Genomic DNA, 13,496 nt, shown 5'->3' with positions numbered 1-13,496 from the left:
AAATTGAATTTAGAATATTTTATTGCAAAACGACTTTCGGCTGGTAAAGGGCATAAAAATAGTATTTCGGCTCCGATAATAAAAATAGCAATTGCTGCAATTACAATAAGTATTGTGATGATGCTAATTGCGATAGCTACAGGAGGTGGACTTAAAAAGAAAATAAGAGAGAAAATAGCAGCTTTTAATGGGCATATTCAAATCAGTAATTATGATAATAATAGGTCTGATGTCTCTGTAGTGCCCATTTCTTTGGAGCAAAATTTTTATCCAGAATTTAAAAATGTTACGGGAATCAACCATGTACAGGCTGTTGCTAGTAAGGGAGGTATTGTGCGTACAGAAGAAACGGTAGAAGGAATTTTAGCAAAAGGTGTAGGGAAAGATTATAACTGGAGTGTTTTTAAAGAATTTATAGTTGAGGGTAGCGTGCCTAATTTTTTAGGAGACCGTACCGATGAGGTTTTAATTTCTAAATTATTAGCAAATAAGCTTAAATTAAAATTAGGAGATACTTTCATGTCTGTTTTTTTGAGGGATAATGATCCTTCCAAAATGCCTAATCAGCAAAAATCTGAAATCGTAGGTATTTACGATAGTGGTTTTGAAGAATTTGATGCTACCTATGTTTTTATGGACATCCGCCATATTCAGCGTATGAATAAGTGGGAAGAGAATCAAGTGGGTAATTTTGAAATATTTATAGATGATTTTGATGCTATAGATGAAAAAAGTATAGAAATCAGTGAAAATATTTTTGCTCTGCTGCAAACGCGAACGATAAAAGATAAATTTAGTTTTATTTTTCAATGGTTGGATCTTTTTGATTTTAATACCGCATTAATAATTGGTATTATGATCATTGTTGGTGGTATTAATATGATTACTGCATTGTTGGTCTTAATTTTAGAGCGCACCACCATGATCGGAATCCTTAAAGCATTAGGGGCTGATGATTGGAGTGTTCGCAAAATATTCTTATACAATGCTGCTTATCTAATTAGTATTGGATTGTTCTTAGGAAATGTCATTGGATTAGGTATTATTTGGGCTCAAGACAAATATCGAATGTTTAAGTTTCCTAATCCTAAGGAATATTATATAGAATACATTCCTGTAGATATTAGTGTTACTACAATTGTTATGCTAAATGTAGGAGTGATGATTTTATGTTTGTTAATGCTGATTGTGCCATCTTATATCATTACAAAAATTACCCCAGTGAAAGCCATTAAGTTTGATTAAGCCTGATAAATTAAAGTAACACCATGAAAATAAAAAAATACATCTTCTTCTGCCTAATGACAATTTCATTAAACGGATTTTCTCAGAAATTATCTAAAATAGAAAAAAAGATTGTTTCAAGTGTTGAAAAAAATAATTCAGAAGCAAAACAGTTTCTAGAAAAAGTGGTGAATATAAACAGTGGAACCCTAAATCTTCAAGGTGTAAAAGAAGTAGGGCTTGTTTTTAAAGATGCTTTTGATGCTATAAACTTCCAGACAAATTGGATAGAAATGCCGGCAGAATTAAATAGAGCGGGACATTTATTTGCAGAAACTTCAGGTAAAAAAGGTAAAAAATTACTTTTAATAGGTCATTTAGATACTGTTTTTGAAGAGGGTAGTCCGTTTCAAAAATTTGAAATGGTTAATGATAGTATCGCCCACGCACCTGGCGGAAACGATATGAAAGGCGGAAATGTAATCATCTTATATGCATTAAAAGCTTTACAGGAAAACGGATTACTTAAAGATGCTCAAATAATTGCGGCTTTTACAGGTGATGAAGAAAGTACAGGTAAGCCATTAACTGTGAGTAGAAAAGATTTGGTAGCCGCTGCAAAAAAAAGTGATATAGCCTTGGGTTTTGAAACATCTACAGGATTTAATTATGCTACAGTTGCACGTCGTGGTTCTTCAGGTTGGGAAGTTGAGGTGACAGGCAAAAGAGCACATTCTTCCGGAATTTTTAATGAAGATACAGGTGCTGGTGCCATTTTTGAAATGTCAAGAATATTGAATAGTTTTTACGAAGAAGTAAAAGGAGAAGAGTATTTAACCTTTAATCCTGGTGTATTATTAGGAGGTACTTTTATAGACTATGATGCTAAAACCGGGAAAGGAGATGCTTTTGGGAAAACCAATGTAGTAGCACAAACAGCATTGGTAAAAGGGGGACTCCGATTTATGTCTGAGGCGCAAAAAGAAAACGCAAGAAATAAAATGCGAGAAATTGTTGCAAATAATTTACCGAATACTTCCGCTACCATACGCTTTGAAGACAGTTACCCTGCCATGGGGCCAACAGAAGGAAACTTAGAACTTCTAAAGCAATTAAATCAAGTTAGTTTAGATTTAAAACAAGGCGAGGTTATTGCGTATGATCCAGGAAAAAGAGGGGCAGCAGATACTTCATTTGTAGCAGCTTATGTAGCTGCTTTAGATGGCCTAGGAACAATGGGTACAGGAGCACATACCCCTGAAGAAACTGTAAACTTGAACACTATTGAAGCGTTAACCAAAAGAACGGCGATTTTAATTTATAGATTAATAAATCAATAAAATAATGACAACACTATCTTATAAAAATCAAACGGTAACCATAGATGCTGGAGAATTAGTAAGTTACCTTGTAGATGGACATGAATATATTCATCAGAAAGGAAGTCCGGGATGGCGTAATGCAGATACAGAGATGTTTCCAATTATAGGCCCCACAGCAGATGCTAACTTTAGAGTAAGCACGCCAAAAGGAGAAGCGATTCAGGATCAGCATGGTTTGCTTCGTGAAATGACGTATGAACGTATAGAAGCCACTAAGACAGAAGCTGTTTTTCAGAAAGCATACACCGCAGGAACAGCAATCAAAAATTCTAAATTCCCAGCGAAATCCACTGAAGAATTGTTACAATGGCCTTATGATTTTGTATTCAAGAAAATGTTTACACTTTCTGAAGCGGGTTTAGAGGTTTCTTTTGTGATTTCGGGAGTTGCGGGAATGCCGTATATGTTAGGCTATCATCCTGCTTTTAATTTAGTAACAGATGGTCCAACCATTACCGCAAATACCAAAGAGATAGCTCTTGCAGCTATTTTAGAAGTTGGCAATAGGGCATTACAAATAGCCGATTGTACTGAAATTAAATTAGAAGATAAAAACACGGTAACTATAAAGACAGAAGGTTTCGGGAACTTTATGTTATGGACAGAAGTAAAAAATATGGTCTGCATTGAACCCATTACTTTCTATCCGTATGCTGTAGCGCAAGAAAATCTATCTGAAGGTTTTTCAAAACTTGAGGCGAAAGATGCGGTGTATAAAATGTTGATTTCCGTTTCGCTTTAAAAGCAATCATACAATTCTTTCATGGGTAACTTAGGTTACTTACTGTGACAAAAAATAAGTATAAATTTGACGGATGCAAAAATACATTCCGATATTGAAATGGTTGCCGGCATATAACAAAGGCAATTTTTCTAAAGATTTAATAGCAGGGTTAACCGTGGGGATCATTTTGGTTCCACAAGGTATGGCCTACGCTATGGTTGCAGGCTTGCCTCCTGTATACGGTTTGTATGCAGCTCTTTTTCCAGTATTAATGTATATGATATTTGGTACTTCTAGACAAGTATCCGTGGGACCAGTAGCGATGGATTCGCTCTTGGTGGCAGCAGGTTTGGGGGCTTTGAGTATTATTGGATTAGAAAATTATATTGCCATGGCCATCTTATTGGCATTTATGGTTGGGGTAATTCAGTTTTTATTAGGGGTATTTAAAATGGGTTTCTTGGTAAATTTTTTATCACGACCTGTCATTAGTGGTTTTACTTCTGCCGCAGCCTTTGTGATAATTTTTAGTCAATTAAAACATTTACTAGGTGCACCAATAGAAAATAGTAAAATGTTTCATCAATTGGTGATGAATGTTTTTCAGAAAATAGGAGAAACAAATCTGTATGATTTTGCCATAGGTATATCTGGCATCATCATTATCCTAGTTTTTAAAAATATAAATAAAAAAATTCCGGCAATTTTAATTGTAGTTATTTTAGGAATTTTGGCTGTGTACCTTTTCAATTTAGAGCAGTACGGGGTTCACGTAGTAGGTGTAATTCCTACAGGATTACCTAGTTTTTCTCTGCCTTCCTTAGCATTAAATAATGTATTGAGTTTGTGGCCAATTGCTTTAACCTTAGCGCTGGTAGGATATTTAGAAACAATATCTATTGGAAAGGCATTAGAAGAAAAATCAGGAAAAGAAACAATTGTAGCCAACCAAGAATTGATTGCTTTGGGAATAGGGAATATGGTAGGATCCTTTTTTCAATCGTATTCTTCTACGGCTAGTTTTTCAAGATCTGCTATCAATGGTGAAGCAGGAGCAAAGACCAATTTATCAGCTTTATTTAGTGTAATCATGGTTATTGGTACCCTACTTTTTTTAACTCCAATCTTTTATTATTTGCCCAATGCAGCATTGGCGAGTATTATTATGGTTTCAGTCATTGGGCTAATTGATGTAGCCTATGCTAAGCAATTATGGCATAAGCGAAAAGATGAATTTATCATTTTACTGATCACTTTTTTTATTACGCTCTTTATAGGTATTCCGCAGGGAATATTGATAGGCGTAATGAGTTCTCTTTTACTCATGGTATACAGAACGTCTAATCCGCATTTTGCAGTTTTAGGAAATATTAAGGATACGGATTATTATAAAAACGTAACCCGTTTCGCAGATGAGGTTATCAATCGGGAAGATTTACTGATCCTTCGTTTTGATGCGCAACTATATTTTGGGAATATTGGGTTTTTTAAAAATCAATTGTTTCATGAAATTGATAAGAAAGGATTAAAATTAAAAGGTGTAATTCTTAATGCAGAAGCGATAAATTATATCGATTCTACAGGAGCTCAAGCCTTAACAAAGATCATTAGAGAAATTCATGATAGGAATATGCAATTTTATATCGCAGGCGCTATTGGTCCAACTCGCGATATTATATTTAATAGCGGAATTATAAATGAATTGCATAAAGAATTTTTATTTGTAAAAATAAAAGAAGCAGTAGCGTGTTTTGATGACCCAAGCTCGGTCTCCAGTTTAAAAGGAAGAGTAGCTTATCAAAATCAATTTAAAGTGTAACCATTGTTACTGACAGTGGTTATGATTTAATATATTTTTGTGATGGTAATTAGTGCTGAAAAAATAAAAAAATAAATAGATTGAATAGGCATCAGGAGATGTAGGTAACAATCAATTAAAATATAAAGCAATGAAAATAGAACAGATATATACAGGATGCTTAGCGCAAGGAGCTTATTATATTGAAAGCAATGGAGAAGTGGCTATTATAGATCCACTTAGAGAAGTTGGACCCTATATAAAAAGAGCGGAAGATGATAAGGCTAAGATAAAATACATTTTTGAAACTCATTTTCATGCCGATTTTGTAAGTGGACACGTGACATTATCTAAAGAAACAGGAGCTCCAATTATTTATGGACCTAATGCAAACCCTTCTTTTGAAGCAATTATTGCTAAAGACGGCCAAGAGTTTAAACTTGGTGCTATAACCATTCAAGTTTTACATACACCAGGACATACCATGGAGAGTTCTACATTTTTACTAAAAGATGAAAATGGAAAAGACCATGCGATTTTCTCAGGAGACACCTTGTTTTTAGGTGATGTAGGACGACCAGATCTTGCCCAAAAAGCAGCAGACATGACGCAAGAACAGTTAGCTGGGACTTTATTTGATAGTTTGAGAACCAAAATTATGCCTTTAGCAGATGATGTTATTGTTTACCCAGCTCATGGTGCAGGATCTGCTTGTGGTAAAAACATGATGAAAGAAACTGTAGACACTTTAGGGAATCAGAAAAAGATGAATTATGCACTCCGTGCAGATATGACGAGAGATGAATTTATTAAAGAAGTTACCGACGGACTTTTGCCTCCACCAAAATATTTTCCATTGAATGTGAAAATGAATAAAGAAGGATATGAAGATTTTGGTGAAGTTCTAGAACGTGGAACGACAGCCTTGTCTCCAGATGCTTTTGAAGTTGCAGCAAATGAAACAGGGGCCATAGTTCTAGATGTAAGACATCAGGACGCTTTTGTAAAAGGACATATTCCGCGCTCTATTTTTATTGGTTTAAATGGCGATTTTGCACCATGGGTAGGTGCTTTAATTGCAGATGTAGACCAACCTTTACTTTTAGTTACTCCAGAAGGAAAAGAAGAAGAAGCGATTACTCGTTTATCTCGTGTAGGTTTTGATGGTACTATAGGGTTTTTAAAAGGCGGATTTGAAGCTTGGAAGAAAGCATCGAAAGATTATGATACTATTACCTCTGTACCTGCAGAAGAAGCTGTGGCCGCAATCAAAACAAAACACACTCCGGTATTTGATGTTCGTAAAGAAACAGAATATTTATCAGAGCATGTAAAAAATGCAGAGAATACCCCATTGAGTTCTTTAAATGATTACTTGGCTGAATTTCCAGCAAAAGAAACCTTCTTTGTGCATTGTGCAGGAGGTTACCGTTCTGTAATTGCAGCTTCTATTTTAAAAAGTAGAGGGATTCATAATCTAATTGATATTGCAGGTGGTTTTGCCGCATTAAAAGCAGACGGTGCAGAAGTTACAGATTATGTTTGTCCAACAACACTATAAAAAATAAAATTACAATGTTAAGAATAGCGCCATCAGCAGTTTGTTGATGGCTTTTTTTATTCATTTTATGATTTTTATCATTTTTTAGGATTAACGATACTATTAATTTTACACTCTAAATAAACCGAACAAATTATGAATAAGCTAGCAATATCTTTAGTAAACTATAACAATGGGATTGTGATGATCGGAATCTTTGCTGCCGTATGTATTTCCTTAGTCTTAATTATTATTGCATTTATCAATAATGAAAAGAAAAAATGATCTAGGTTTATGTTGAGGCTAGATTATAAATTCTATCCTCATTTTTGATCATATAATTAGCAATCAGTCGTTCTGTTTCAAAAGTGTTTTTTTGAGCTGTGATAAACGGAGTGAGGTCATTAATATTTTCAATGGCTATTTCATTTTCTACAAACCCATATCCCATATAGGTATTGTCTTGAATAAGAATAACTCCAGACTCGTCCATATTTCTTCCTTTTTCACGAATTATATAGTTTTCGTTTTTAGATTGAATATCGATTATTGCTTGTTTCACTTTAGCATTATACGTTTCTATATCTTCTGTGCCCTGGCAAATACCTTCACATTCTAAAATATCATAATGGGAACATTGTGGTACATTCTCTTGCAAGTGGCAGAACTTAGGGCAAAGTTTATAGGTTTTACAAAGTTCCTGTAAAAATGTGCGACTAGCTGTTTTGGAGTATAAGGTGTAAAAGGCATTGGGAGCCATTTTCTGTGTATTCCATGCCAAATGCATGACCCCATTTCGATCTTCGTAGGTGAATATTCCAAAGGCTTGTACTTTTCTTTTCTGAGAGCGGTTGTATTCTGGGTAATGTTGTTTTATAGCATCGGACTCCATTAATAAAGCCATAATTTCACTTCCAGAAAGTTCAAAATCTATCGCTGAGGTTTCTTGGCACATGGTAATTTCTTTGGTTGTTTTGTCATAAAAATGACTCAATACCCTTTTCCTTATATCAATAGCTTTGCCTACATATATTATTTTTCCTTTTGCATTTTTAAAAAAGTAAATACCCGGAGTATTCGGTAGTTTGTCAAAGTCCGATTTTGGTAAACTAGGAGGTAGGGTAGCTTCTTGTGATCTTGCGTTTAAAAATGATTTAAACACCTCGTCAGCATCATCTGCGCGCAGTAATTTATTAAATAGAATGGTTGTTGCTTCAGCATCACCTCGAGCTCTATGCCGATCTGTAAGCGGTATTTTTAATGCCGAGCAAAGTTTTCCCAAACTATAGCTATTGTATCCTGGAAATAATTTTCTGGACAAACGAACAGTACAGAGTTTTTTACGGATAAAATCTACTCCAATACTTTTAAATTCGTGCTTTATGATATTGTAATCAAAACTTACATTATGAGCAACGAATATGGTTCCTTCAGTAATTTTTAATATTTGAGCTGCAACTTCAGAAAACTTAGGCGCATTACGCACCATATTATTATCTATGCCGGTTAAGCCCGTAATAAAATAAGGAATTTCCGCTTCTGGATTTATAAGTGTTGTAAATTCATCTATAACGTCATACCCGTCATATTTAAAAATAGAAATCTCAGTAATCTTATTTCCTTGAATACCATTTCCAGTAGTTTCAATATCGATAATTGTATACAAAAGCCGCTTTTTTAGAGCAAAGTTACGGTATTTTTTAGCATTAAATATTCTTGAAAATAATTGAAAAAGTTGTTTGTTTTTTTACTTCATTTGTACTCTAAATTTTGTGTTTAACCCTTGATAGGGAAGCACCTTGAAGAAAAATATTTATTTCGGGTTTTTGTTTATTTTGAAATCAATATCAAAAACATTCCATGGTTTGGAAAACCGAAAATTAGGACAGATTTCTTACTTCTATACTTTAAAAAAGTATTCTTTTTTCAGTCAGAAAAGAGCGGTGCTTGTTCTTGTTTTTTTATTAAAATCGTTTTCTAGCAAAGGATAGTGTTTGTTATTATTACCCCTTATATACAAGGTATGTAGGGTAAATCACTTTTAATTTATTTAAATAAACTCTAATTAATTACGCATAAGAATCATGAAAACATTAGCAATTTCAATTTTATTATTAGTTACTTCTTTTTTAAAAACCAATCAAGAGGCAACAACAATCACCGTAACCTATGAGGGTGTAGATGACGGTATATATTACTTTTCTTCTGAGGAGGATTTTAATACCTATGCTTTTAAAAATATAGAAGAGCGTGCAGGGGCAAAATATAACATGGCAGATAGAAAACTAATCGGAACAGACTTTGAGGTTACCTATACTTCAGAAGAATTTCAAGATGAAGAAAATGAAGCTTATGAAGTTTTAACCATCACCGATTTAAAATTAATCAAAAAAAATAAATAATTGAAACGGGCGTATCTTAATATATATGCGCCCCAATCATACAATAAAGAACATAATACATTGCAAAAAACAGTTCCAATTAAAAAAAAGTTTCTTTTTATTTCTCGTTGGGGAGAATCATTAGACATTGCCAATGCAACACTGCAAGAAGGTAATGAAGTTAAGTTATTTATAGAAGATAAAGCTTCAAAGGAGATAGGTTATGGTTTTGTAAAAAAAGTACAAGATTGGAAGAAACATGTAGACTGGGCAGATATTTTAATTTTTGATTATACAGGAAATGGTGCTGTATGTCAAGAGTTGCGTGCACAAGGGAAGCTAGTTTTTGGAGGAACGGAGTACACAGATTCATTAGAATTAGATCGTAATTTTGGGCAAGAAGAATTAAAAAGACATAAGATTAATATATTGCCTTTTAAGGAATTTGAAACGTTTAAAGAGGCAATTAAATATGTAGAAGCAAACCCCAATGCTTATGTTATAAAACCTTCTGGGGAAACACAGGAATTAAAACAGTTACTTTTCGTGGGTAATGATGATTCTGGGCAAGATGTGGTGCGGGTATTAAAGGCTTATGAAAAATCTTGGGGAGATGATTTTGGGACTTTTCAACTGCAGCGAAAGGTTAAAGGTGTAGAAATTTCGGTCTCTGCATTTTTTAATGGCGTAGAATTTCTTACGCCCATAAACATCACTTTTGAACATAAGAAATTATTTCCTAAAGAGCTTGGTGTTTCCACAGGGGAAATGGGGAGTAGTATGTTTTGGGTAAAAGATTCTCCTATTTTTGATAAAACACTCAAGAAAATGGAACCCATTTTAGCTAAGAATAATTTTTTTGGGCATATAGATTTGAATTGTATTGTAAACGGGCACGGAATTTACCCTTTAGAATTTACATCTCGTTTTGGCTTTCCACAAATATTTATTCAACGTGCTGGAATCACAGAACCTATTGGAGAATTATTGTATAAAGTAGCTTCAGGGAATAAGTTTCAGGTGCAAGTGAAAAAAGGATTTCAAGTGGGTGCCTTCGTGGTTGTTCCGCCATTTCCATACGAGGATAAAAAAACTTTCGAACTTTTCTCAAAAGACGCTGTTGTTATTTTGAAAAAAGATAGTTTGGAGGGGATACATCCCATGCACTTAAAAATTGTAAATGATCAATGGCTAATAACTGGAAATACAGGGATTGCTTTATTAGTGACAGGAACAGGGCTTACAATGAAAGATGCCCAGAAAATGATGTATAATCGTATTAATACGGTGATTATAAATAACTGTTACTACCGTACCGATATTGGCGATCGTTGGTTTGAAGATTCTGATAAATTATGGTCTTGGGGACTTTTATAACCTAAAATTATGGCTGTAAAATTTTTAAAACATACAGGTAATCCTAAGTTGTTTTTTGAAATGTTACCAGAAGATTGGCAGGAAGCACTAGGCTTGGTTTGGCTAGAAGTTAGTGCTACTTCAGAACTATTTGTAATTCAGGAAGCGAATAAAATTATTGCAGGAGGTATTATCTTTAAAGAAATGACTGCAGATATGCAGCTGTTTAAAGAAGAAGCAAGACAATTATTAGCGTCAGAAAGCTATTATATTGGGTATTTATGGGTTTTGAAAACAAGAAGAGGAGAAGATTTAGGTTCACTATGGTTAAGGAGCTTAAAACAGTATTATCCTCATAATTCCTTTTGGTTAACTATTGAAGAAGAAGGGCTAAAGCTATTTTATAAAAAGAATGATTTTAGCTTATTTTCAGAAAAAGTAAGCGGCAATGAAAAAGAATGGCTATTTAAATCAATTTAGAGGGTAAGTTTTTTTGTTGTTATAGGATTTATCTTACATTTGCAATTAGTTTTTATTGTGAACGCTATGAAAATAGATACTGTTTGTATTATTGATGATGATCCAATATTCGTATATGGAACTAAAGTTATTTTAAATAGCAATGGTAAATTTTGTTCAAATATTACGGTGTTTGAAAATGGAGAGGAGGCTTTAGATGATCTGGAGGCACTTGTTAAAACAAACCAGGCTTTACCAGAAGTAATCTTCTTGGATTTAAATATGCCCATTATGGATGGCTGGGATTTTTTAGATGAATTCTGTAAAATTCCTGATTTAGAAAACAAAACTAGAGTATATATCTTAAGTTCTTCTATTTTCTCTGTTGATATAGATAAGTCTAAAGAATATAGTGTGGTTAAAGATTTTATTAGTAAACCACTTACAGATTCAAAATTTGAAATTCTTTTAAAAGATATAGAAAATGAAAGAATGGGTAAAACCGCATAGTTTTACCCATTCTTTGTTATATAGTTTTAGAAATAGCTTGTACTTCATCTAGAACACGAAGTAAATTACCTCCCCAAAGTTTTGCAATATCCTCTTCTGAATATCCTCTTTTTACCAATTCTAAAGTTACGTTATACGTTTCTGATGCATCATCCCAACCTTCAATTCCGCCGCCGCCATCAAAATCAGAACTTAAACCTACATGATCAACGCCTATTAGTTTTACTAAATAATCTACATGGTCAATAAAGTCAGATACGTTTACTGCAGGTGGAGCTTTTTCATCCGTAATAACTAGTTCGTCTCCGATCTTTTTTACTTTGGTGTAATCAGCAAAAAAAGCTTTCTTTTCTGTAGCTGTAAGTTTGCCAATCTCAGAGCGTTCATATAGTTTTAGATCCAGTGAGTCGGCAATTTTTTTATAGATATTTTTCATATAATCAGCTCTTGCTTCATGCTTTTCGGTATTTAAATAGGAGCTGAAAGCGACAGTTTGTATTACTCCACCATTTTCCTTTAATAAAAGCAACTGCTCATCATCTAAATTTCTACTATGATTACAAAGTGCACGAGCAGAGGAGTGTGATGCAATGATAGGCGCTTTAGATAAGGCAATCATTTGTTTCATGGCTTCTTTTGAAGGATGTGATATATCTATCATTATGCCGAGTTTATTCATCTCTATAATTCCTTGTTTGCCTAAATCACTTAAGCCATTGTACAGCCAAATACTATCCTTTTCTCCTGTATTAGAATCAGAAAACTGACTATGACCATTGTGTGATAAAGAAATGTAACGAGCACCTAAATCGTAATATTTTTTAAAATTTGAAAGATCCTCTCCAATAGGATAGGCATTTTCAACACCTATCATGGCTACTTTTTTACCAGCACCATTGATGCGTCTTACGTCGTCAGATGTAAGTGCCAATTCAATTTTATCTGGAGCAATTTGTTCGCACAGACGATGAATAGCATCAAATTTCTCCATCGCATTTTTAGTTGCTTTTTCGTAGCCAGCAGGAGTTAGGGAGTCTTGTCCAGTGTACACAATCATCCAAGAGACATCTAAACCGCCTTCTTCCATTTTTGGCAAGTTTATTTGTGTATCTAAGCGTTGTGTATAGTTAATACTGTCTGTGAAATTAGCCACATTGATATCATTGTGAGTGTCAATAGTAATAACTTTCTCGTGTATGCGCTGTGCCTTTTGTTCAAGAGTTTCTGGTTCATCAATCACTTTTGGCTTTTCCTTACAGGATAGAAAAAGTGTTGTCAATAGTAATGTAAAATAGAGTGTTCGATTTTTTTTCATTTTAATCTGAAGTTTTAATTGGTAATTAGTTCGTTTTCTAAACTTAAGCTTTTTAAGTTGTAATAGAAAAATGAAATAGGATTCAATAGATCAAATTGATAAGTCTTTAAAATATGACCTTTATATTTCTTGGTATAGTATTTTTAGGGAGGCATCACTGCGAAATGCTTTTTTTGGGTGTTGTTTTTTTACTGTTATAAATGTGTTTTATATAATCAAAATTTGTGTATTTCTCAATAAGGCAAGGTGTAAATTGGTGAAAGAATAATAATGGTGTTTAATTCGGTATTTAACTTTTTTTAACAAGCATTTGTTTGTGCACAACTATTCCATAGTATAATTTTACGGCTTGATGAAAAAGGCATTCGGGCAATTTTTACTTCTAATTTGTATTCTGATAACCAGCGGATGCAATGCCAGTAACTCCAATATTGGAGACTCCTTTATTGTTCCTAATTTTAGCTCTTTAGAGCATTCCGTTGCTCCTCTAATAGACGAGCAGTCAATTCCTCAGTTTTTAGAAACTATTGATTTCAATGGGCATAAAAAGCATTTTGCTGAAATCTCTGATATTGAAGAAGAGAATGAAGAACGTGTTTCTTCACAAGAAAAATTAAGCAGTAATGCTTTTTCTGTTCTCTCTTTTAATATAGATGTAGCGGAGCATCTTTCAAATAAACTTCAAAAACACACACTTTCTTTTGAAGCCAGATGCGTAACAGTTTTTTTTAAACATTACATACGCTTTCAGGTATATCGTATCTGATATATCTCTAAGTAGCCTTTTACTTCCAGTGCTACTTCATT

At 33.7% G+C, this 13,496-nt stretch carries 13 protein-coding genes; 11 read left to right on the top strand and 2 right to left on the bottom strand.

Going from position 1 to position 13,496, the window contains the following annotated elements:
* Window positions 1-3: 3 nt before the first annotated feature.
* From GQR94_RS03375 to GQR94_RS22815, 6 genes are all read left to right on the top strand, one after another.
* Window positions 4-1,245 carry an ABC transporter permease gene (locus tag GQR94_RS03375; protein WP_158974166.1) on the top strand — a complete coding sequence of 414 codons (1,242 nt, stop codon included), beginning with the start codon at window positions 4-6 and terminating at the stop codon, window positions 1,243-1,245.
* A 23-nt stretch (window positions 1,246-1,268) separates the two neighbouring features.
* The gene (locus GQR94_RS03370) at window positions 1,269-2,564 is read left to right on the top strand and encodes a M20/M25/M40 family metallo-hydrolase (protein ID WP_158974165.1); all 1,296 of its coding nucleotides are present in this window, start codon (window positions 1,269-1,271) and stop codon (window positions 2,562-2,564) included.
* Window positions 2,565-2,568: 4 nt separating this feature from the next.
* The gene (locus tag GQR94_RS03365; protein ID WP_158974164.1) at window positions 2,569-3,348 is read left to right on the top strand and encodes an aldose 1-epimerase; all 780 of its coding nucleotides are present in this window, start codon (window positions 2,569-2,571) and stop codon (window positions 3,346-3,348) included.
* A 73-nt stretch (window positions 3,349-3,421) separates the two neighbouring features.
* The gene (locus GQR94_RS03360; RefSeq protein ID WP_158974163.1) at window positions 3,422-5,149 is read left to right on the top strand and encodes a SulP family inorganic anion transporter; all 1,728 of its coding nucleotides are present in this window, start codon (window positions 3,422-3,424) and stop codon (window positions 5,147-5,149) included.
* Window positions 5,150-5,279: 130 nt separating this feature from the next.
* Window positions 5,280-6,689 carry a rhodanese-like domain-containing protein gene (locus GQR94_RS03355; RefSeq protein WP_158974162.1) on the top strand — a complete coding sequence of 470 codons (1,410 nt, stop codon included), beginning with the start codon at window positions 5,280-5,282 and terminating at the stop codon, window positions 6,687-6,689.
* A gap of 135 nt (window positions 6,690-6,824) precedes the next feature.
* Window positions 6,825-6,953 carry a hypothetical protein gene (locus tag GQR94_RS22815; RefSeq protein WP_255451541.1) on the top strand — a complete coding sequence of 43 codons (129 nt, stop codon included), beginning with the start codon at window positions 6,825-6,827 and terminating at the stop codon, window positions 6,951-6,953.
* 7 nt (window positions 6,954-6,960) lie between these two features.
* Here GQR94_RS22815 and GQR94_RS03350 read toward each other — a convergent pair whose 3' ends face one another.
* A complete protein-coding gene (locus tag GQR94_RS03350; RefSeq protein ID WP_158974161.1) occupies window positions 6,961-8,334 on the bottom strand; it encodes an exonuclease domain-containing protein in 1,374 nt (457 codons plus the stop codon).
* 418 nt (window positions 8,335-8,752) lie between these two features.
* On the opposite strand from GQR94_RS03350, the gene GQR94_RS03345 reads away from it, so the two are divergent.
* The 4 genes from GQR94_RS03345 (at window position 8,753) to GQR94_RS03330 (ending at window position 11,374) form a co-directional block, all read left to right on the top strand.
* A complete protein-coding gene (locus GQR94_RS03345; protein ID WP_158974160.1) occupies window positions 8,753-9,070 on the top strand; it encodes a hypothetical protein in 318 nt (105 codons plus the stop codon).
* Between the two features lie 60 nt (window positions 9,071-9,130).
* Window positions 9,131-10,426, top strand: a complete 1,296-nt coding sequence (locus GQR94_RS03340; RefSeq protein WP_158974159.1) for a phosphoribosylamine--glycine ligase — start codon at window positions 9,131-9,133, stop codon at window positions 10,424-10,426.
* 9 nt (window positions 10,427-10,435) lie between these two features.
* Entirely contained in the window at window positions 10,436-10,885 is a 450-nt protein-coding gene (locus tag GQR94_RS03335; RefSeq protein ID WP_158974158.1) for a GNAT family N-acetyltransferase, read from the top strand.
* 66 nt (window positions 10,886-10,951) lie between these two features.
* On the top strand, window positions 10,952-11,374 hold the full coding sequence (locus GQR94_RS03330) for a two-component system response regulator (protein WP_233268632.1): 423 nt from the start codon (window positions 10,952-10,954) through the stop codon (window positions 11,372-11,374).
* Window positions 11,375-11,390: 16 nt separating this feature from the next.
* Here GQR94_RS03330 and GQR94_RS03325 read toward each other — a convergent pair whose 3' ends face one another.
* The gene (locus tag GQR94_RS03325) at window positions 11,391-12,689 is read right to left on the bottom strand and encodes a dipeptidase (RefSeq protein ID WP_158974156.1); all 1,299 of its coding nucleotides are present in this window, start codon (window positions 12,687-12,689) and stop codon (window positions 11,391-11,393) included.
* 352 nt (window positions 12,690-13,041) lie between these two features.
* Here GQR94_RS03325 and GQR94_RS03320 point away from each other — a divergent pair, with 352 nt between their 5' ends.
* Window positions 13,042-13,455, top strand: coding sequence for a hypothetical protein (locus GQR94_RS03320; protein WP_158974155.1), 414 nt, complete (start codon window positions 13,042-13,044; stop codon window positions 13,453-13,455).
* The last annotated feature ends 41 nt before the right edge of the window (window positions 13,456-13,496 follow it).

Source organism: Cellulophaga sp. L1A9 (assembly GCF_009797025.1).
Classification (GTDB): domain Bacteria; phylum Bacteroidota; class Bacteroidia; order Flavobacteriales; family Flavobacteriaceae; genus Cellulophaga.
This window is presented reverse-complemented; position numbering and strand designations above follow the sequence as displayed.

Coding starts and splice junctions, on each gene's coding strand:
- GQR94_RS03345 (WP_158974160.1), top strand. CDS start 8,753: ATGAAAACATTAGCAATTTCAATTTTATTATTAGTTACTTCTTTTTTA.
- GQR94_RS03360 (WP_158974163.1), top strand. CDS start 3,422: ATGCAAAAATACATTCCGATATTGAAATGGTTGCCGGCATATAACAAA.
- GQR94_RS03330 (WP_233268632.1), top strand. CDS start 10,952: ATGAAAATAGATACTGTTTGTATTATTGATGATGATCCAATATTCGTA.
- GQR94_RS03370 (WP_158974165.1), top strand. CDS start 1,269: ATGAAAATAAAAAAATACATCTTCTTCTGCCTAATGACAATTTCATTA.
- GQR94_RS03355 (WP_158974162.1), top strand. CDS start 5,280: ATGAAAATAGAACAGATATATACAGGATGCTTAGCGCAAGGAGCTTAT.
- GQR94_RS03325 (WP_158974156.1), bottom strand. CDS start 12,689: ATGAAAAAAAATCGAACACTCTATTTTACATTACTATTGACAACACTT.
- GQR94_RS03335 (WP_158974158.1), top strand. CDS start 10,436: ATGGCTGTAAAATTTTTAAAACATACAGGTAATCCTAAGTTGTTTTTT.
- GQR94_RS22815 (WP_255451541.1), top strand. CDS start 6,825: ATGAATAAGCTAGCAATATCTTTAGTAAACTATAACAATGGGATTGTG.
- GQR94_RS03320 (WP_158974155.1), top strand. CDS start 13,042: ATGAAAAAGGCATTCGGGCAATTTTTACTTCTAATTTGTATTCTGATA.
- GQR94_RS03365 (WP_158974164.1), top strand. CDS start 2,569: ATGACAACACTATCTTATAAAAATCAAACGGTAACCATAGATGCTGGA.